The sequence below is a fragment of the Phytohabitans houttuyneae genome, from assembly GCF_011764425.1.
GTDB lineage: Bacteria > Actinomycetota > Actinomycetes > Mycobacteriales > Micromonosporaceae > Phytohabitans > Phytohabitans houttuyneae.
This window is the reverse complement of the sequence record NZ_BLPF01000003.1, coordinates 675,691-695,640: the sequence shown is the minus strand read 5'-3', so window position 1 is coordinate 695,640 and position 19,950 is coordinate 675,691. Positions and strand designations below refer to the sequence as shown.

The following is a 19,950-nucleotide window of genomic DNA, read 5'->3' as shown; positions in this document are numbered from 1 at the left end:
CCGGGTCACGTCGCCGCCAACCGGACGGCGCTCAGGCGCGTCGTGGCCGGTGCCGGTCGCGGTCCCGGCGTGAGGTGCAGGCGCTGCGTATCGCTGTCGTCTGCGGGTCGCAGGGTGTCACGGCATTGACAGTGCTCGTCGGTGAATCCGGCGAACCGGTACGCGACCTCCATGATGCGGTTTCGCGTGGTGGGCCGGAAGTCCGCGACGAGATGCGTGCCGGCCTCCGCTGCCTCGCCGATCAGCCAGTTGAGCACGGTGGTGCCGGCGCCGTAGGAGACGACCCGGCATGAGGTGGCCAGCAGCTTCAGGTGCCACAGCGCCGGGCCGACCTCCAGAAGCGCCACGCCGACCGCGCCGTGCGGCCCGAACCGGTCCCCCATCGTCACGGTGAGCACCTCGTGGCCCGGGTCGTCCAGCAGTGCGCGCAGGTCACCGCCGGAGTAGTGGACGCCGGTCGCGTTCATCTGGCTCGTGCGCAGCGTCAGCTCCTCCACACGGGACAGATCCTCCACAGTGGCCCGACCGATCTGCATCGTCAGGTCCAGCGAGCGCAGAAACTCCACCGACGGCCCCGTGAACGACTCCTGCTCGGCTTGGCGCAGCAGGTTCGCCTGGTACATCTGGCGGCGCCTGCGCGAGTCGACCGTCACCGCTTTCGGTGTGAGCTCGGGCAGGCTCAGCAGCTGCGGGATCCGGTCGGCCGGATAGCAGCGCACCTGTGGCAGGTGAAACTCGACCTCCGCGCGTTCGGCCGGCTGGTCGTCGACGAACGCGATCGTGTCGTACGCGAAGCTGAGCTCGTCGGCGATCTGCCGGATCGACTGCGACTTCGGGCCCCAACCGATCCGGGCGACCACAAAGTACTCGGCGATGCCGAGAGCCACCAGGCGTTCCCAGGCATGGTCGTGGTGGTTTTTGCTGGCGACGGCCTGCAGGATGCCCCGCGAGTCCAGGCCCACGATGACCTCGCGCACCTGGTCGTCCAGAAGCACTTCGCCGTCCTCGAGCAGGACGCCTTTCCACAACGTGTTGTCGAGGTCCCAGACCAGGCATTTGACGGTACTGCTGAGGCCGCTCACGGCTTCTCCGCTGTCGCAAGGGCGTGTTTCGCGAGCAGGAGCTGGCATATCTCGCTGCTTCCCTCGATGATCTCCATCAGCTTCGCGTCCCGGTAGGCACGCGCGACCTCGTGGCCGTCGCAGGCGCCCGCCGACGCCATCACCTGCACGGCGGACGTGGCGCCCCGCATGGCTTGGGTCGCGCCGACATGCTTGGCGAGCAGGGTCGAGACCACGAGGTCCGGCGAGCCGGAGTCCCAGCATTCGCTGGCGTGCCGGCACACGCTGGTGGCGACCTGCTCCGCGACGTAGATCTCGGCGACCAGGCGGGACACGAGCTGGTGTTCGGCGATCGGCTTGCCGAACTGGACCCGTGTCCTCGCATGCCGGGTCACCGCGCCGAGGCAGGCACGCAGGATGCCGACGCAACCCCAGGCGACCGACATCCGGCCGTACGCCAGGGCCGACCCGACCAGCAGCTGCAGCGACTGTCCGGTGCCGCCCAGGACGCTCGTGGCCGGCAGGCGGACGCCGTCGAGCTGGACGTGCGCGTGTCCGGCCGCGCGGCAGCCGAGCGGGTGCGGGACCTTCTCGATGTGTACGCCGGCGGTGTCCGCCGGGACGACGACCGCCGCCGCGCTGTCACCCGTCCGGCCGAAGATGACGAGCAGGTCGGCGTAGGCCGCGGCGGTGACCCATGACTTGCGGCCGTCGACGATCACGGTGTCGTCGACAAGACGCAGCTCGGTGCTCATCGCCGACAGGTCGCTGCCCGCGGCGGGCTCGCTGAACGCCACTGCCGCCAGCCGCCCGGCGGCCAGCTGCGGCAGGAGCATGTTCCGCTGGTCGCGGCGTCCGAGGCGCTGGATCGTCCAGGCCGCCATGCCCTGCGACGTCATCACGCTGCGCAGCGAGCTGCACAGGCTCCCGGCGTAGGCGGTGAGCTCGCCGTTGTCCTGGCTGCTCAGCCCGAGGCCGCCGTACTGTTTCGGCAGTGCGGCGCACAGCACGCCCGCGGCGCCAGCCTCCCGCAGAACCTCCCGCGGGATCTCACCGGCGATGTCCCACCCGCCGGCGTTGTCGGCGACCAGGCGCCGGACCGCGGCGTGCTCGGTCGCGAGCAGGTCAGGCATCGCCGTCGGCGGCCTCTTCGGCCCGGAGCCGGCCGACCAGCGTGGCCATGCTCGCGACGGTGGCGAAGTTGGGCAGCTGCAGGTCGGCGCCGGCGACCGTCACGGCGTAGCTGCGTTCCAGGAAGACGACCAGCTCAAGGGCGAACATCGAGTTGGCCAGCCCGGTGGCGAACAGGTCCTGGCTCGGATCGGGCAGGGTGCCGGTCTTCTCGGCCACGAACCTCGCGATCTCGTCTTCCACGGCGTCCGACGCGACGGGCTGTTCCGCGCTCATGGGCCTGCCTCTCTGTAGACGTAGAAACCTCGGCCGCTCTTGCGGCCGAGCTCGCCGCGCCGGACCTTCTCCAGGAGCAGGTCGCTGGGCCGGCATCGCTGGTCTCCGGTCCGCAGGTGCAGCATCGTCAGGGCGTCGACCAGGTTGTCGATGCCGATCAGATCCGCGGTGCGCAGCGGGCCGGTGGGGTGGCCGAGGCAGCCCTGCATCAGGCTGTCCACCTCTTCGACGGTGGCTGTGCCTTCGCTGACGATCCGCGCGGCGTCGTTGATCATCGGATGCAGCAGGCGGCTGGTCACGAAGCCTGGCGCGTCACGCACCACCACCGCGCGCCGGCCGATCCGGGTCAGCAGAGCCAGCACCGACTCGACGGTCGCCTCGACGGTCCGGGGGCCGCGGATCACCTCGACCATCGATATCAGGTACGCCGGGTTCATGAAGTGGGTTCCGATGAGCTCGCCCGGCCGCCGCAGGTCGGCCGCCAGCTCGTCGATGGGTATGCCGGAGGTGTTGGAGATCAGCGGAGTGCCGGGGCGGACCAGGCCCGACACCTTTGCCAGCAGCTCCGCTTTCAGGTCGGCCCGCTCGGTGACCGCCTCGATGACCGCGCCGGCTGGCTCGACCTCGTCGAGGCGGACGGTGGTGTGCAGCTCGGCGGGCTGGCTCCCGGCCGGCAGCGCACCGACCAGCCGCGCGTGCCGCAGCCCGGTGGCGGTCGCGGCGCGGGCCCGCTCCAGCGCGGCCTCGTCGACATCCACCAGCACCACGGGCAGCCCATGGCCGGTGACGAGCGTCGAGATCCCGGTGCCCATGACACCCGCGCCCACGACGGCGACGACTGGGACGTCCATCACGCCTCCCCGTGCCCCATGGGGGCGTAGCGACCGGAGTCGGGCGCCACCCAGTAGCGGCGTCGCTGAAACGGATAACCCGGCAGCGGTACCCGCCGTGGTCGCGCGGCGCCGTGGAATGCGCGCCAGTCGAGCTTCAGGCCGGCCTCCCACAGCTGGCCCGCGGCGCCGATCAGGTGGTCGAGGGCGCCGTAGCCGCTGTCCCCGGCGGGTGGCAATGAGGACACCATGGGCCTGGTCAGCGTTTCGCCCGCCCCCATAAAAAGCGGTACCCGGCCGGGCTCGCGGAGGATCTCTCGGATGCCGTCGGCAAGCGGCGCCGGCCGGTCGAGCTGGCGGACCCAGTGTGCCGGCTCCACGGCCTCCTCCGGGCTGATCCACGTGCCGGTCGCGCCGGAGATGTAGGGCACCTGCGGCGGCTTGCGCTCGTAACCCGCGACGATCTGGGCAAACCTGCCAAGCCCTTCCGGCTCGCCGGCGGAGATCTCCGCCCGGGCGACCGTGACGTCGAGCGCGTCCGCCAGGTCGAGCACGCCGGCCAGGCAGGCCGCGACGTACTCGCCGTCGCCGTCGCCGAGCATCGCCGTGGGCCTTACACCCCACGACTGCCACAGCCCGGCGAGGGCCCACTGGGTGGCGAACGCCGCCGCGGCCCCCGCCCGCGGATCGGCGCTGTCGACGCCGGGATGGTCCCGCGCCGGCGCGAGGAGCAGCCGGCGCAGGTCGTACCCGAGCCGAGGTCGCAGCAGTGCCGCACACTCGTCCACGTGTGCGACGAACGCCGGCTCGCCGCGGTAGACCTCGGCGGCGGCGTCCGGGCGGTACGAGCCGCTGCCCGGAAACACGAAGACCACCTGCCGGGCGTCTGCGTCACCGGCGGCTGGCACCGCCTCGGGCGCTGCCAGCGCGCGCAGCGCGGCGGCCGCCTCGGCCCGGTCGCGGCAGACCACGTGCCGGCGCACGGAGAAGCGGTGTCGGCCGGTTTGCAGGGTGTAGGCGACGTCGGCGATGTCCAGGTCGCCATCGCGGTCCAGGTGCGTGGCGAGCCGGCCCGCCGCGGCCGCGAGTGCCTCGCCGGTACGCGCGGACAGCAGCAGCAGTTGCCGGTCGCGCCCGCCGGTCGCGGCCGGCCGGGGCGCCGGCGCCTCTTCCAGCACGACGTGGGCGTTCGTGCCGCCGACGCCGAAGGCGCTGACGCCGGCACGCCGCGGTGTCGTGCCCCGGGGCCAGGCGCGGGCGGTGGTCGGTACGTAGAACGGGCTGCGGTCCAACCGCAGCGCCGGGTTGGGCGTCTCGAAGTTCAGGCTCGGCGGGATCTCGCCGTGCTCCAATGCCAGCACCGCCCGCGCCAGACCCGCCACTCCGGCGGCGGCGTCCAGGTGGCCGATGTTGGCCTTGACCGAGCCGAGCGCGCAGTACCCGCGCCGTGAGGTGCCGAAGGCCTGGGTGAGCCCGGCTACCTCGATCGGGTCGCCGAACGTGGTGGCCGTGCCGTGCGCCTCGACGTAACCGATCGTCTCCGGGTCCACCGCCGCGACCGACAGGGCGGCGGCGATCACGTCGGCCTGAGCCTGGACGCTCGGCGCGGTGAACCCGAACTTGGCCGAGCCGTCGTTGTTGACCGCGGTCCCCCGGATCACCGCGCGGATGTGGTCGCAGTCGGCCACGGCGTCGCGCAGCCTGCGGAGCACCACGATCGCGGCACCGTACCCCGGCACTGTTCCCGTGGCGGCGGCGTCGAACGGCCGGCAGTGACCGTCCGGGGCGAAGAGGCTGCCGGCGACGACGGGATAGCCGCTGACCAGCGGGATCGGCAGCGCCACCCCGCCCGCCAGCGCCATGTCGCACTCGTAGGCAAGCAGCGCCTGGCAGGCGAGGTGGACCGCGACGAGCGAGGTCGAACAGGCCGTCTGCACGCTCATCGCGGGCCCGCGCAGGTCGCACAGGTACGCCGCCCGGGTCGCGAGAAAGTCCTTGTCGTTGTACGGGCGCGCGGACAGGGCCATCGGGGAGCGCATGAACTCCGCGTTCGCCGCGAGATTGAGCGGTAGGTACTTGTTGGCGAAGCAGCCGGCGTACACGCCGATGGCACCGTCGAACTCGGACGGGTCGTGACCGCTGTCCTCCAGCGCGTGCCAGGCGCATTCGACGAATATCCGCTGCTGCGGGTCGCTGATCTCCGCCTCGCGCGCACTGTACCCGAAGAACTCCGCGTCGAACTGGTCGGCCCCGTCGATGACGCCCGCGGCGGGCACGAAGCTGGGCTTCTCCACCATCTCCGCGGGCCATCCGGCCTCGATCAACTGCTCCGGCGTGAACCAGGTGACCGACTCGACACCGCCGCGCTGGTTGTGCCAGAACTCGTCGATGGTCGCGGCCCCGGGAGGCGTCCGGCCAGCCCGACCACGGCGATCGGCTCGACGCCGTCTTCCACCGGGGCGCTCACCCCGCCCGCCCCGCCCGCCGCGCGACCGCCCGCGCCGCACCGCGACGCGCCGCTCCGCGGGCCGCCCCCTCGCTGACGTCCGGATCAGACCGCTCGGCCGGCGCGCGGTCGATCACCTCCGCCAGCGCCCGCACGGTCGGGTACCGGAACATGTCCACAAGGGACAGCTCGCCGCCGACCCGCTCGAGCAACCTGGCCCTCGCCCGTACCACGAGCAACGAGGTCCCGCCGAGGTCGAAGAAACTGTCGTCGACGCCCACCCGGTCGATGTCGAGCACCTGTGCCCACACCTCCGCGACAGCGCGCTCGGTCGCGCTCGCCGGTGGCGCGTAGGCCGGTGTGCCGTCTGGCCGTGCACCCGTCGGGTTGGGCAGCGCCTTGCGGTCGACCTTGCCGTTCGGGGTCAGTGGCACCGCGTCGATGAGCTGAAAGGCCTGCGGCACCATGTAGCCCGGCAGCCGGCTGGCGAGGAAGGTGCGCAGCTCGTGACCGGTCGGTGGTGGATCGGCCTGGGATACATAGTGGACGGTGATGCGCTGGTCGACGCCCTCACCGCGGACGGCGGCCACTGCAGAGCGCACGCCCTGGTGCGCCGCGAGCACGGTCTCGATCTCGCCGAGCTCGATCCGGTGCCCGTGCAGCTTCACCTGGTCGTCGAAGCGCCCGAGGAACTCCAGTGCTCCATCGGGCCTCCAGCGGGCCATGTCCCCGGTGCGGTAGATCCGCGCGCCCGGCTCGGCGACGAACGCGTCCGGTGCGAAGCGCGGCGCGGTCAGTGCGGCGCGGTCCAGGTACCCGCGAGCCAGGCCGTCCCCGCCCAGCAGCAGCTCACCGGGCACCCCGCGGGGCACAGCCGGTCCTGCTGGTCGACCACGTATGCCCGCACATTGGCCATCGGACGCCCGATGGACACCCGGCCACCGGCCGGTGGGACCACCGCCGTCGTCGCCCACACCGCGGCCTCGGTCGGCCCGTACATGTTGTGCACCGTGCCGCCGACCGCGGCGGCGAGGTCGCCGGCCAGGTCGGTCGGAAGTGCTTCGCCGCCCACCAGCAGCCGCCGCAGCCGCCGCAGCTGCGCCCGCGCTTCCGGGTCGGCCAGCAGCAGGCGGGCCATCGAGGGCGTGCACTGCAGGTGGGTCACAGCGGAATCCCGCAGCTGTGCCGCGATCGGCTCCTGCGGCTCCGCCGTCTTCTCGGCCGTCGCGAGCGCGGCCGCGCGGCGCTCCTCGGTGATGTCGCGGACACTCGCCAACCGCGCCAGTGCGCCGAGCGCCGCCTCCTCGTCGACCCCGAAGTCGATCAGGCAGGCGACCTCGTCGACGCCGATGCCCTTCATCCGGTCGACCACGTCGGCGCAGCCCTGCGGTGTGCCGAGCAGGCTGGCGGTGGCCACGAAGCGGTCGAACGCGCGGTCGATCAGCGCCCGCAGCTCGTGCGGCGGCAGCGCGGCGAAGTCGGTGGCGCTGCCCGTGGTCTCGCCGAGCGACGCGATCAGGTCGAACGAGGTCTCCAGGTACCGGCTCAGCGGCTCACGGACCAGCTCCCTGACCTGCTCGACGTCGTCGCCGACGAACGTGTGGACCATGACCGCCACGTGGCCGTCGCCGGGGCCGTGCCCGTGCTCGCGCCACGCCTGCCGGTACAGTGCGATCTTCTCGGCCAGCTCGTCGAGGCTGTGGCCGAGCAGGTGGGTCAGCACGCCGGTGCCGGCCTCGCCGGCCATCCGGAAGGTGTCCGGGTGCCGTGCGCTGGTCAGCCACACCGGCAGCACCGGCTGGACCGGCCGCGGAAACGCACCGACCTCGACCTCGGCGTCGACGCCGTTGCGCCGCGCCACCTTCTCACCCCGCCACAGCCGCCGCACCTCGGCCAGGCCGTCCATCATCAGCTTCTTGCGCTGCTGGTAGGCCTCCGGAGCGAGCGCGAAGTCGTTCGCGTGCCACCCGGAGGCGAACGAGATGCCGGCCCGGCCTGCCGAGATGTTGTCCACGACGGACCATTCCTCGGCCACCCGCAGCGGGTCGTGCAACGGCAGCACCACGCTGCCCGCTCGGACCTGTACCCGCTCGGTGATCGCGGCGACCGCCGCGGCCGTCACGGACGGATTCGGGTAGAGCCCGCCGAACTGGTGGAAGTGGCGCTCCGGGGTCCACACCGCGGCGAAGCCGTGCCGGTCGGCGAACCTCGCGCCTTCCAGGAGCAAGCGGTACCGCTCGCTCGAGCCGCGTTCGGAGTCGCTGCCGAAGTAGAACAGGCTGAAGTCGATCGGTCGTGCCTGGGTCGCGCGGAGCGCTGCCGCCTGCGCGTGCGCCGCCGGGACCGGACGGGGTGGGTCACCGCGCACCACGACGCGGTAGCCGCGCGCCAGCGTCCACAGCAGCTCGACCACGGAGATGTCGAAGGACACGCTCGTCACGGCGAGCCACGTGCCGGGCTCGTCGGCGCCGAGGACGCCGTCGATGCCCGCCAGCAGGTTGACCACGTTGCCGTGCGTGACCATGACGCCCTTCGGCCGCCCCGTCGACCCGGAGGTGTAGATCACGTAGGCCAGGTTGGCCGCGGTGGTCGCCACCGCGGGCAGGTCCGAGACCTCGTCCGCGCCGGGCGGGTCGAGTTGCTCGGGGACCACGACCTCAGCGGCGCCGAGCTCCCGGGCCGCCGCCTGCGACCGGGGGTCGGCCACGATCACCCGCGTCCGGGCGTCCTTGACCATGTACGCCAGCCGGTCGCGGGGATAGTCGGGGTCGAGCGGCAGGTAGGCGGCACCCGCCTTGAGGATCCCGAGCAGGGTGACCACCAGCTGTGCCGACCGGCCGAGGTGGACTCCGACCGGCTCGTCCGGCGCCACACCGAGCGCGCGGAGGCGGTGGGCCAGCCGGTCGGCGAGCCTGTCGAGCTCCCCATAGGTCAGGGTGGCGTCGGCGGCGACCACCGCGGCCGCATCGGGTGTCGCGATCGCCTGCCGCGCCACGATCTGGTGCACCAGCGCGTCGGCGATCTCGACCCGGTCGCCGGCCTGCCAGCCGGCCAACGTGGCGGCCTCGGCCGCGGGCAGCACCGGCAGCTCGTCGATCGGGCGGTCCGGCGCCGTCGCGGCGCCGGTCGCCACGCTGGCGTACCGCGCGGCGATGCGCTCGGCGGTGGCCGCCTCGAAAAGGTCGGTGCTGTACTCCAACCGGCCGGTGACCCCGGCGGCGGTGCGGGCCAGGCTCAGCGTCAGGTCGAACCGGGCCGTGCCGGTGTCGCCCAGCACGGGACACACCTGGCAGCCGTCGAGGCGAAGCTCCGCCGCCTCCTCGTACCGGTAGCTGAACAGCACCTGGAACAAGGGATTCTGGGCGAGGTCACGCTCCGGGTGCAGCTCCTCGACGAGCTTCTCGAACGGCAGCTCCTGATGGGCCAACGCCTCCCGCACCTCAGTCCACAAGCGACGGACAAGCTGGCGGAACGTCGGCTGGGACGCGAGGTCGCAGCGCAGCACCAGGGTGTTGGTGAAGAACCCGATGAGCCCGGCCAGCTCAGGTCGTTCGCGGCCGGCGACCGGAGTGCCGATCACGATGTCGTCTTCGTCGATGTGTGCGCGCAGCAGCACCGCGAAGGCGGCGAGCAGGACGGTGAAGAGCGTGACCCCCTCCGCCTTGGCCAGCTCCTCCAGCCGCTGGACCGTGTCGGATGGAAGCGCGAACCTGAGCGCCGCGCCGCGATAGCTCTGCATCGGTGGGCGCGGGTGGTCGGTGGGCAGGTGCCGGGTGGGCAGCCCGGTCAGCCGCGGCTTCCAGTAGGCCAGCAGCCGGTCGAGCTCGGGCCCGGCCAGCGTCCGCACTTGCCATTCGGCGAAGTCGGTGTACTGCATGGGCGGGTCGGGATCGCGTCGCACGTCGCCGGCCAGCGCGGCACGGTAGCCGGCTTCAATCTCCGCGCCCAGCACGCGCACCGACTCGGCGTCGCAGGCCAGGTGGTGCACCGTGACGAGCAGCCGGTGCCGGTGCTCGTCCAGGCGCAGCAGGCGGGCCCGGATGACCTGCCCGGCCACCAGATCGAAGGAGGTACCGGCCTCGTCCCGCGCGATGGCCTCCACCTCCTGCTCCGGGTGGGCCGACGCGGTCAGGTCGACCACCGGCACGGGCACCGTGGGCGGCGGCAGGATCACCTGGCGCGGTGTGCCGTCCGCCTCCCGGAACGCGGCGCGCAGGATCTCGTGCCGGCGCACCGCCTCGGTGAGCGCCCGCTCCAGAGCCGGGACGTCCAGCGGTCCGGTGATGTCGTAGCCGAGCGGGACGTTGTAGACCGCGCTGTGCGGCTGCAACTGGTCGAGAAACCACAGCCGCCGCTGCGCGTACGACAGCGGGTAGCCGGTCTGCGCCCGCGAGCGGCGCTCCAGCAGGTCGGCCAGCAGCGCCCGCCGCTGCTCGGTTGTCGTGGTGTCCGGCGTCGTCCGCCCCGCCGTCACTGTTCCACCTCCGTCCCGTCCAGGTCGTGCAGCAGGTGCTCGACCTCCTCGTCGCTGAGCTTGTCGATCTCGGCCAGCAGCTGGGCGCTGGCCCGGCGAGGGCTCGGCATGACGGGACCGTGGTGGGTCAGTGGACGGGCGGTCGCCGCCGTCACCGCCGCGGCCAGGCTGGCCGCCGTCGGTTGCTGCAGGAAGCTGGCGACCGGCACGTGGACCGCGAAAACGTCGTTGACCTGGGCCACCAGCTGGGCCGCCAGCAGGGAATGGCCGCCGATCCGGAAGAAGTTGTCCTCGCGCCCCACCGGCCGGCCGTGAAGCAACGTCGAGGTGAGCTGCAGGACCCGCTCTTCCGTCGCGGAACGGGGGGCCGGCGTCGCCGCCGGCGGGACCGGCGACCGCGGTGCCAGGCCGGTCAGCGCGCCGTGGTCCACCTTGCCGTGCTCGGTCAGCGGGAGGGCGGGGAGCATCACGACCTCGGCCGGCACCATGTACGTGGGCAGCCGCTCGCGCAGGAACGCCAGCACGTCTTCGTCACTCGCCGCAACACTGTCCACATAGGCCACCAGGGAAGGCTCGGCATCGACCCGGGACGTACGCGCGATGACGGCGGCATCGCGGACGTGCGGATGCTCGCGGACCGTTGCCGCCACCTCCTCGGGTTCGATCCGGAACCCGCGGATCTTCACCTGCTCGTCGGTGCGCCCGAGGAACTCGAGCTGCCCGTCGGGCCGCCAGCGCACCAGGTCACCGGTGCGGTACAGGCGGGCCCCGGGGCGGCGCGGATCGGCGACGAACCGGTCCGCGGTCAGCGCCGGGCGGTTCAGGTAGCCGCGGGCCAGTGCCGTACCGCCCAGGTACAGCTCACCGCTGACGCCGATCGGCACCGGCTGCCGCTCGGGATCCAGCACATACGCGTGTACCCCGCTGATGGGCCGCCCGATCGGCGGCTGCCGCCCCGGCGCACTCGCCGGGATGTGCCCCGCCGTGGCCACCACCGTGTTCTCTGTCGGTCCATAGTGGTTGAACACCTCGAACGGCGTTCCCTGCGCGGGAGCCGCGGGCAGCACGTCGCCACCGGTCAGCAGTGCCCGCAGCGAGGTGCCGGCCGGCCACGGCTGCGACAGTGCGGCCGCCGCGACCGGCGTGGGCAGGAACGTGACGGTGATCCGCTCGTCGGCGAGCCAGCGCACCAGCTCGGCCGGCGCCGCCCGGACCTGCGGCGGGACGACGCACACCGTGGCGCCGGCGGCCAGGGCGGGCCAGATCTCCCACGTCGAGGCGTCGAACCCGGGGCTCGCGAACAGCGCCGTGCGGTCCGCCGGACCCAGCGTGTACTCGGCCAGGTGCCAGCCGATCAGGTTGGCCAGCCCGCGATGCGCCAACGCCGCCCCCTTGGGCCGGCCGGTGGATCCCGAGGTGTAGATGACGTACGCCAGGCGATCGAGGGAGACCGGCCCGGTGTCCGCGACCGCCGGTGGCTCCTCGCCGGTGGCGCCGTCCAGGTCGATCACGGTACGGCCGGATGCCGGCAACCGGCCGCGCAGCGCCGCCGTCGTGAGGACCGTCCGCACGCCGGCGTCGCCAAGCATGAAGCCGATGCGTTCGGCCGGGTAGCTGGGGTCGACGGGCAGGTAGCACCCGCCCGCCGTGAGGACCGCGAGCTCACCGACCACCAGCTCGGCGGAACGGTCGACGCACAACGCCACCGGCTCCTCGGCGGCGACGCCGGCCTCGCGGAGCCGGCCGGCAAGCCCGATGGCGCGCCGCCACAGCTCCCCGTAGCTCAGTTGTCCCTCCGGCCAGCGCACCGCCACCGCGTCCGGCCGCGTCTTCGCCTGCTGGGCGATCAGCTCGGTCACCGGCCGGTCACCGGCGACCGCCGGCCCGCGGCTCCAACGCTCGAGCTGCCCCGCCTCCGCGTCCGGCAGCAGGCGCAGCTGCCCCACCCGCGCCGCCGGCCTGCTCACCGCGTCGGCGAGAAGGGTCAGGTAGTGCGTGACCATCCGCGACATCGTCGACTCGTCGAAGAGGTCGGTCGAGTGCTCCCAGATCAGGTGGATGTCGTCGTCTTCCGGGCTGGGCGCCCGGCCGACACGCTGCTGGGCCCGCGGCACCACGATGACGTTGAGGTCCGACTTGGCGGTGCCGTTCGCGCGCTCGCGCACCCTGCCGGTGATCCCGCCGAAGTCCAGGTCGGGCACGGCCGAGTCGTGGAAGCTGAACATGATCTGGAACAGTGGGTTGCGCGACGGGTCGCGGGCCGGGTCGATCGCGTCGATCACCGCGTTGACCGGTGTGTCCGGCCAGGCGAGCGTCTCGGCGACCGAGGTACCCACCTGGTCGAGCAGGTCGCTGAACGGCTGGTCGGCCGACACCCGCGTACGCAGCACCAGAGTGTTGACGAGCATGCCGAGCAACGGCTCCAGCTCGGGCACGGTGCGGCTCGCGACGCCGGTACCCACCAGCAGGTCCCGCTGTCCGGTGTAGCGGTACAGCAGCGCGGCGAAACCCGCGTACATGGTGGTGAACAGCGACACCCGGTGCTCGCGGCTGAAGGCGCGCAACGCGCGGGACAGCGCGGTCGGGATATGGATCCGCGGCGCCGCGCCGCGGAAGGTCATGACCGGCGGCCGTGGCCGGTCGGCGGGCAGCTCCACCGCGTCCGGCGCACCGGCCAGCCGCTCGGTCCAGTGCTCGACATGCGCCCGCAGCACCTCACCGCGCATCCAGTCGCGCTGCCAGAACGCGTAGTCGGCGTACTGGACGGCCAGGTCGGGCAGGGGCGACGGCTGGCCGGCGAGGCAGGCCGGGTAGAGGGCGGCCAGCTCGGACAGGAAAACCGAGAGCGACCAACCATCGTGTACGAAGTGGTGCTCCACGTGGACGAACGTGCTCTCCTCGCCGGTGTGGCGCAGCAGCAGCCAGCGAGCCAGCGGCGGAGCCGTCAGGTCGAACGGCTTGCGCACCTCCTCGGCGATGACGTCGTCGGCGCGCTCGGCCGGCACGTCGAGCACGCGCAGCGGTGCCTTCGCCTCGGCCAGCGGGTGCTGCTGCCCCACCCCGTCGACCGCGATGAAGCCTGTCCGCAGGATTTCGTGGCGGCGGACGATCTCGTCCAGCGCCGCCCGCAGCGCGTGCACGTCGACCCGGCCGTGCAGCGACACCGAGGCCTGGAAGTTGTAGGCGAGGTTGCCCGGCGACAGCTGCTCGAAGAACCAGACCCGCTCCTGCGGCAGGGACAGCGGGATCGGCCGGTCCCGGCGGGCAGGGCGCAGCGGCGGCGGGACCGGCGCGACCGACGGGGATGACGGCTCGAAGCCTTGTGTTTCGGCCGCCGCGGCACGCCGGTCGACGATCACCGCGATGCCGGAGACCGTGCGGGTGGCGAACAGCTCGGGGATGCTCACCGTGACGCCCAGCTTGGCTGCGATCTGGATCGCCAGTCGGCCGACGACCAGCGAGGTGCCGCCCAGGGCGAAGAAGTCGTCGTCCGCACCGACGTCCGCGACGCCGAGCAGTTCGGAGACGATTGCGGCCACCGCCGACTCGGTCGGGGTGCGGTGTGCCGCGGCGGTGGCGGCCAGCCCGGCCGCCACCCGGTCCGGGGCGGGCAGCCGGGCACGGTCTACCTTGCCGTTGGGTGTCATCGGCAGTGCGGGCAGCACGACGATCGCGGCCGGCACCATGTAGCTGGGCAGGCGGGCCCCGAGGAACCCGCTCAGCTCGTTCGGCGCGGCGCCGCTGACCACGTAGGCGATCAGGCGTGCGTCCGGGCGACCGGAGTGTTCGACCACGACGAAGGCGTCGCGGACCGCCGGGTGTTGCTTCAGCACGACGGCCACTTCGCCGGGCTCGACCCGGAACCCGCGGATCTTGGCCTGGTCGTCGTACCGGCCGATGTACTCGAAGACGCCGTCGGGCCGGCGGCGGACCTTGTCTCCGGTCCGGTACATCCGCCGCCCGGGGCCCCGATGTCGGGGACGAACACCGCGGCGGTGGTCGCCGGGTCGTCCAGGTAGCCGCGGGCCACGCACTCGCCGGCCAGGTACATCTCCCCGACCTCGCCGTCGGGCACCGGGTCCAGCCCATCGAGCACGTAGCAGCGAACACCGTCGATGGGCACGCCGATCGGCGGCGGCACCGGGCCGCCCGGCAGCACCGGCGTGGTCGTCACGCCCACGGTGCACTCGGCCGGGCCGTAGAGGTTGACCAACGTGAACGGCAGCTCGTCGGGCACACCGCGCTGCAGCGCCGAACCCGCGGCGTGCATGACCCGCAGCACGGTGTGTGCCGGCCACGGCTCGTCGAGCACCGCCTCGGCCAGCGGCGTCGGCAGGAAGGTGCGGGTGATCGCTTCGTCGGCCAGCCAGGCGGCGAGGGCGGGCGGCGAGGCGCGCACCTCGGCGGGTGGCACCACCAGCGTGCCGCCCGCGGCCAGGGTGGGCCAGGTGTCCCAGACCGCCACGTCGAACCCGGGGCTGATCAGGAGCGTCGTCCGGTCCGTCGGGCGCAGCTGGTAGGTCCTGCGGTGCCAGCCCAGCAGGTTTTCCAGGCTGGCGTGGGTCACCGCGACACCTTTAGGCCGGCCGGTGGTGCCCGAGGTGTAGATGACGTAGGCCAGCGTGTCCGGGTCCGGGCGCAGTGGCGCCGCCATGGGTCTGTCCGGTGCGCGCTCGGTCAGGTCGACGACGAGGGAACCGCCGGGCAGCGATGTTTCACCGCGGGCCAGCGGACCGGTGGTGACGACCGCGGCGGCGCCGGAGAGCGCCAGCAGCTGGGCGATCCGCGCGGGCGGATGAGCCGGGTCCAGTGGCAGGTAGGCCGCACCCGCCAGCAGGACCGCCAGCTCGCCCACCACCAGCTCCGCGGAGCGGTCGGCGTAGACGGCCACCACACTGTCCGGGCCGACCCCTCGCTCGACGAGCTCGGTCGCCAGCCGGGACGCGTGCGTGGCCAGGCCACGGTAGGTCAACCGCAGGTTGCCGTCCTGCACCGCGACCGCTTCCGGTGCCTCGGTCATCCGGGCGTGGACATCGTCAAGCAACACCTTGCACGCTCCTTCACCGGTGACCGGGTGCTATGACCGGGCTTGCTCCATGGACCGACGCAGGCTCAGCGGGCGCATGTCCGTCCAGACCTCGCCGATGTGGGCCAGGCAGTCCGCCTTCAAACCGCCGAAGCCGTCGCCGCGCCAACCGGGCGGCAGGTCACGGTCGGCGGGCCAGATCGAGTACTGCTCCTCGTCGTTGAGCACAACCAGGTAACGCCGGGTGTCGTCGTCCACAGATTCCTCCGGTTCGTCGGCGATACAGGTGCATGTGTCGCTGTCCGGCGGCATGACCAGCGGCCCGGCGCCCGGCCGGCGACTGCGCGGGACGATCCGGTCGGCCGGCGTTGTCTGGCACCGTCCGCTCCGGACAGATGTCGAGGGAGCGTTACGGAACGCAAAATTCTTACTGCCATTGCGGCGGAGGTCGACGCCAGTAAAGCGAATCGTCCGCAGCGCGTCAAGAACACTGTCCGACGTGACCGTAAACGCGCCGCCGCATCGACACGCGTTTCCGGAACCCGCACGATCATTTTCCGTATCACGAAACGTTTTGATATTTGATCGCGGCCACTTCCTGTGCAAATTCACGAGACATTACCGTCCGTCGCAAGAACTTCACCTGACTACGAGGAGTACACATCAAATAGTCGCCACAACGTCGAATGCAGCGAAAACTCAAAATCGCACTCCGACCCCACTCGGGGCGACCGGACGCGCGGCACCGTCCGACGAACCCACCTCTGAGCTGGGGTTTCATCGAGTCAGGCCGACACACAGAGCCAGTCAAGACGATCACTGTAGGTCATTGCCGAGAGCAACTTGTCGATCGTGATCAATAGACGTCGTGAGGTACAGTGCGAGAATTCCGGGGCGCGAAGATTGTTGTGTGGCACTTCAGCGGACGGGGGAAGATCCGGATGTCCGAGGTCGACAGCGCTCATTTTTCCTGGAAACACCGCCAATCATGACCCCAGAGAAAAGCCTCTTCTCCGATAGGAATTTCGCCTTTCTTTTCGGGGCGGACACCGCCAGCAAGCTCGGCACCCAGGTCACTATCCTGGCGCTGCCGCTAATTGCGGCCGTGACGCTAAGGGCGACGCCACTACAGATCGGGTTGCTGACCGCCGCCCAGATGCTGGCGTTTCTGCTGATCGGGCTTCCCGCCGGGGCGTGGGTCGACCGGGTCCGGCGGCGGCACGTCCTGATCGTCAGCGACCTGGGCAGGTTCGCCCTGCTCGCCTCGATCCCCGTCGCGTGGTGGCTCGATGTGCTGGGCCTCCCCCAGCTCTACGTGGTCGCGCTGCTCAACGGTGCGTTCACCGTCTTCTTCGACGTGGCACACCAGAGCTACCTGCCGCATCTGGTCGGCCGTGACCGGCTGGTCGAGGCCAACTCGAGGGTGGCGACAGTGGACTCGGCCGCGATGACAAGCGGCCCCGCACTGGCCGGCTTCCTCATCCAGATCCTCACCGCTCCGGTGGCGATCGTGGTCGACGCCGTGAGCTACCTGTTTTCGGCGGCGTGCCTGGCCGTGATACGCCGCCCGGAGCGAAGACCCGAGCGGGCACCCGACCGGCACCTGGGCCGAGAGGTTGCCGAGGGCCTGCGATACGTGTTCGGGCACCGGCTGCTGCGGCCGATCGCGATGGCGACCGCGACGTTCAACCTGTTCGCCAGCATGCGCAACGCGATGCTGATCGTGGTCGTGGCCAGCGTGCTGCACCTGCCCGCCAGCAACATCGGGCTGCTGATGGCCTTCCTCGGCGCTGGCGGTCTGGTCGGCTCGCTGGTGGCCCGACGGGTCGGCGCCCGGCTCGGCCCCGGGCCGGCGATGTGGATCCCGATGGTCGCCGCGACACCGTTCGTCTTCCTGGTGCCGCTGGTGCACACCGGCTGGCGGCTGTGGCTGGCCGGCCTCGCGTTGGGCGTCTCCGGCATCGCGATCGCCTGCTACAACATCACCCAGCTCAGCCTGCGGCAGCGGGTCACGCCGGAACGGCTGCTCGGCCGCATGAACGCCACGATGCGCTTTCTGGTGTGGGGCACACTCCCGCTCGGCGCCGCGGCGGGCGGGCTCATCGGGCAGTACGCGACGCCGCGCGCCGCACTGTGGACGGCCGCGGCAGGTCTCGCGCTGTCCTGGCTTCCCGTGTTCGTATCGCCGCTGCGGACGCTGCGACAGCCGCCACCGGCACAGCCACTGCCCAATCCACCCGCACCCGCCCAGCCGCCTTCCCACCAGCCGGCGACCGCAAGCCCGCCCGTCGAGACGCCGGCCTCCCAGGCCCGTTGAGGACCGGCCATGACGACGACCGACGACCACGCCGACTCACCGCCACCGACGCCCCTGGCGCCCAACACCTTCCGCACGCTGCTACGCCGCCTGGCCGCCACCGTCGTGGTCGTCACCGCCGACTGCCACCCACCGGTCGGCTTCACCGCCACCTCGCTCACATCGGTCTCGCTGCGCCCGCCCCTGCTGTCCTTTTGCGTCGACCGTTCCTCGTCGAGCTGGCCGGCCGTCCGCGCGGCCCGCCACGTCGGGATACACCTGCTCAGCCAGCGCCAGGAAGACGTCGCCCGCCACTTCGCGACCCGAGGCATCGACCGCTTCGGCGGCGTCGAGTGGCACTGCGGCCCGCACGGCGTCGCACTGCTGGCCGACCCGCTGGTCTGGCTGGTCTGCCGGGTCGCACACCGGATCGTCGCCGGTGACCACATCATCGTGCTGTCCGAGCCCCTGGAGGGCGGCCACCTCGACGAGGCCCTCTCCCCACTCATGTACCACATGGGCGGCTACCTGACTTAACCCACGGTGACGGTGATTGATGGTCTTGCGGGATCCAGAAAATTCGATGACACGGAATGGACACAAGGGTGGTGGCCCACCGGGACGGTGAGGTTCCATGCCTTTGTCACGGGGGTGATGACGCATGGTGCCTGAAGCGGGGACGGTCGTGGTCGGTGCCGCCGTGCCGTCCCTGGTGTCCTGCGGCCTGTCACCGGACGCCGATCTGGTCTACCGGACCCTGGTCACGTTCGGCGCCGAGTGCGCGGCGCAGCTGGCCCGCGCGCTCGGACTGCCCCGCCAGCGGGTCCTCGACGCGCTCGACGAGCTGTCCGCCTGGGACGCGGCGTATCTCGCGCCGGCCGCCCGCCCGGACACGGCGGTGTGGCGCGCCCATCCGCCGGACACGGTCGTGCCCGCGCTGCGCCACAGCGCGGCTCGGCCACGCGCACGGCACGACGCGGCCCGGATGAGCGCCGGCAGCACCGCGCCGGAGCTGGCCAGCCTCACTCTGGGTGACGGACTGCGCCACCTGCCCACCCGGGAAGCCGCCCGGAGCCGGATGGCCGAGCTGGTCACCATGACCCGCGGCGAACACCTGGCGATGAACCCCGAGCCCGCGTTCGAACAGCAGGCCACCCAGGCGGCCGCCCCGCTGGACCGGGTCCTGCTCGGCCGCGGGGTGCGGATGCGGGTGCTCGGCGTACACCCGGCCGACCTTGACCCACTGGCGCCGCACGGCCGCCGCCCATCGGAGAAGATGCCCGACTACCGGCGGATGCCGGTCGTACCGATGAAGCTCATCGTCGTTGACCGCACGGTGGCGCTGTTTCCCGTCGACCCCGGCGACTTCGGCCGCGGCTATCTGGAGGTCGCCCAGCAGCCCGTGGTCGACGCGCTGGTATCCCTCTTCGAGCGCAACTGGGACGTCGCGTCTCCGCCGGCGAAGCCGGTCCCGCCACCGCTCAGCGCCCGTGAGCGTGCCCTGGTCGCGCTGCTGGCGGCGGGACACACGGATGAGACCGCCGCGCGCCAGATCCGGGTCACCTCCCGCACGGTCACGAACACCTTGCGCGCACTGATGGACCGGCTCGGCGTGCAGAACCGCTTCCAGCTCGGCCTGGCCCTCGGCGCGCTGTACGCGGTGACCCCGCCCCTCACCCCTTCCGCACACGAGGAGAGCTGATGAACACGTACCTCCGGGCGGTGATCGCCGGCGCCGCCGGCCTGCTGCTGGTCGTCGCCGCCCCCGGTTCGGCGGCCTTCGGGGACGAGCTGTGGCCGGACACCGCCGACTGCGCCACCGGCGAGTTCTCCGATCCGGTCATCCGGCCATCCGACCAGCTCGGGCCGGTCCTGGAGCTGCGTGGCCGGGTGGGACCCTGCCCGAAGTCCGACAAGGATCCCGACCCGCGGGTCAGCGGCCGGTTCGGATTCGCGTACGTGGGCTGGACCGCGGTGCTCTCGCCGGGGCGGCAGCCGACCGTGCGGGCGGCCGGTGTCGTGTACGACAAGCGGCTGCGGCCGTACGAAGCGGCGACCGAGCCGACGGAGTTCGCCGGACGCTTCGACTTCGCCGCGGGCGAATACGTCGGCGACGGGGCGGCGGCGATCTGCCTCATGCGCGACCCCGCCACGCGGCTCGCCTGCCTGGTGGTCGAGCTTGACGACGACCTGCCGACGGTGACCCCGGTGCCGGTGACCGATCCCCGCGTGCAGGCCCGGATGACCGTGGTCCCAACGGGCGGCAACACCTGGCCCAACTGCGGGACCTGCCTGTAGCGGGAGCATCCATGTGTGGTGAAGGGTCAACCGGGATCCTGCGCAGCAGTTCCGCGACGCAGCTGCGTGGTCTTCGCACAGCAGCGACTCGTCGCTGTCGCGCCACCTGGCC

Annotated in this window: 14 protein-coding genes; 4 read left to right on the top strand and 10 right to left on the bottom strand. The window is 72.0% G+C overall.

The annotated features are described in order from the left end of the window. Window positions 1-5 precede the first annotated feature (5 nt). From Phou_RS37970 to Phou_RS37930, 10 genes are read right to left on the bottom strand one after another with little or no spacing between them, the layout of a single operon-like run. Complete coding sequence (locus Phou_RS37970) at window positions 6-1,082, bottom strand: HAD-IIIC family phosphatase (RefSeq protein WP_246274176.1); 1,077 nt, start codon at window positions 1,080-1,082, stop codon at window positions 6-8. Continuing rightward, entirely contained in the window at window positions 1,079-2,194 is a 1,116-nt protein-coding gene (locus Phou_RS37965; RefSeq protein WP_173066533.1) for an acyl-CoA dehydrogenase family protein, read from the bottom strand. The genes Phou_RS37970 and Phou_RS37965 overlap by 4 nt, the downstream gene beginning before the upstream one ends. Continuing rightward, window positions 2,187-2,468, bottom strand: coding sequence for an acyl carrier protein (locus Phou_RS37960; RefSeq protein ID WP_173066530.1), 282 nt, complete (start codon window positions 2,466-2,468; stop codon window positions 2,187-2,189). Before Phou_RS37960 ends, Phou_RS37965 begins: the two co-directional genes overlap by 8 nt. Next, the gene (locus tag Phou_RS37955; RefSeq protein WP_173066527.1) at window positions 2,465-3,319 is read right to left on the bottom strand and encodes a 3-hydroxyacyl-CoA dehydrogenase family protein; all 855 of its coding nucleotides are present in this window, start codon (window positions 3,317-3,319) and stop codon (window positions 2,465-2,467) included. The genes Phou_RS37960 and Phou_RS37955 overlap by 4 nt, the downstream gene beginning before the upstream one ends. After that, window positions 3,319-5,805, bottom strand: coding sequence for a type I polyketide synthase (locus Phou_RS37950; protein ID WP_173066524.1), 2,487 nt, complete (start codon window positions 5,803-5,805; stop codon window positions 3,319-3,321). Before Phou_RS37950 ends, Phou_RS37955 begins: the two co-directional genes overlap by 1 nt. Beyond that, on the bottom strand, window positions 5,762-6,616 hold the full coding sequence (locus tag Phou_RS54755; RefSeq protein ID WP_173066521.1) for a phosphopantetheine-binding protein: 855 nt from the start codon (window positions 6,614-6,616) through the stop codon (window positions 5,762-5,764). Before Phou_RS54755 ends, Phou_RS37950 begins: the two co-directional genes overlap by 44 nt. Then, entirely contained in the window at window positions 6,538-10,218 is a 3,681-nt protein-coding gene (locus tag Phou_RS37940) for a MupA/Atu3671 family FMN-dependent luciferase-like monooxygenase (protein ID WP_173066518.1), read from the bottom strand. The genes Phou_RS54755 and Phou_RS37940 overlap by 79 nt, the downstream gene beginning before the upstream one ends. Continuing rightward, window positions 10,215-14,012: a non-ribosomal peptide synthetase gene (locus Phou_RS37935; RefSeq protein WP_246274409.1), complete on the bottom strand. Its 3,798-nt coding sequence runs from the start codon at window positions 14,010-14,012 to the stop codon at window positions 10,215-10,217. The genes Phou_RS37940 and Phou_RS37935 overlap by 4 nt, the downstream gene beginning before the upstream one ends. Window positions 14,013-14,044: 32 nt before the next feature. After that, window positions 14,045-15,265 (bottom strand): AMP-binding protein, encoded by a 1,221-nt coding sequence (locus tag Phou_RS53700; protein ID WP_246274175.1) that lies wholly within the window; start codon window positions 15,263-15,265, stop codon window positions 14,045-14,047. Between the two features lie 30 nt (window positions 15,266-15,295). After that, the gene (locus Phou_RS37930; protein WP_281365142.1) at window positions 15,296-15,502 is read right to left on the bottom strand and encodes an MbtH family protein; all 207 of its coding nucleotides are present in this window, start codon (window positions 15,500-15,502) and stop codon (window positions 15,296-15,298) included. 730 nt (window positions 15,503-16,232) lie between these two features. On the opposite strand from Phou_RS37930, the gene Phou_RS37925 reads away from it, so the two are divergent. From Phou_RS37925 to Phou_RS37910, 4 genes are all read left to right on the top strand, one after another. Beyond that, window positions 16,233-17,561, top strand: coding sequence for an MFS transporter (locus Phou_RS37925; protein ID WP_173066512.1), 1,329 nt, complete (start codon window positions 16,233-16,235; stop codon window positions 17,559-17,561). Between the two features lie 9 nt (window positions 17,562-17,570). Continuing rightward, complete coding sequence (locus Phou_RS37920; protein WP_173066508.1) at window positions 17,571-18,077, top strand: flavin reductase family protein; 507 nt, start codon at window positions 17,571-17,573, stop codon at window positions 18,075-18,077. A gap of 124 nt (window positions 18,078-18,201) precedes the next feature. Then, entirely contained in the window at window positions 18,202-19,242 is a 1,041-nt protein-coding gene (locus tag Phou_RS37915) for a helix-turn-helix transcriptional regulator (protein ID WP_173066505.1), read from the top strand. Next, window positions 19,242-19,838, top strand: a complete 597-nt coding sequence (locus tag Phou_RS37910) for a hypothetical protein (protein ID WP_173066502.1) — start codon at window positions 19,242-19,244, stop codon at window positions 19,836-19,838. Before Phou_RS37915 ends, Phou_RS37910 begins: the two co-directional genes overlap by 1 nt. Window positions 19,839-19,950 lie beyond the last annotated feature (112 nt).

Coding starts and splice junctions, on each gene's coding strand:
- Phou_RS37965 (WP_173066533.1), bottom strand. CDS start 2,194: ATGCCTGACCTGCTCGCGACCGAGCACGCCGCGGTCCGGCGCCTGGTC.
- Phou_RS37960 (WP_173066530.1), bottom strand. CDS start 2,468: ATGAGCGCGGAACAGCCCGTCGCGTCGGACGCCGTGGAAGACGAGATC.
- Phou_RS37955 (WP_173066527.1), bottom strand. CDS start 3,319: ATGGACGTCCCAGTCGTCGCCGTCGTGGGCGCGGGTGTCATGGGCACC.
- Phou_RS37925 (WP_173066512.1), top strand. CDS start 16,233: ATGACCCCAGAGAAAAGCCTCTTCTCCGATAGGAATTTCGCCTTTCTT.
- Phou_RS37920 (WP_173066508.1), top strand. CDS start 17,571: ATGACGACGACCGACGACCACGCCGACTCACCGCCACCGACGCCCCTG.
- Phou_RS37915 (WP_173066505.1), top strand. CDS start 18,202: ATGGTGCCTGAAGCGGGGACGGTCGTGGTCGGTGCCGCCGTGCCGTCC.
- Phou_RS37910 (WP_173066502.1), top strand. CDS start 19,242: ATGAACACGTACCTCCGGGCGGTGATCGCCGGCGCCGCCGGCCTGCTG.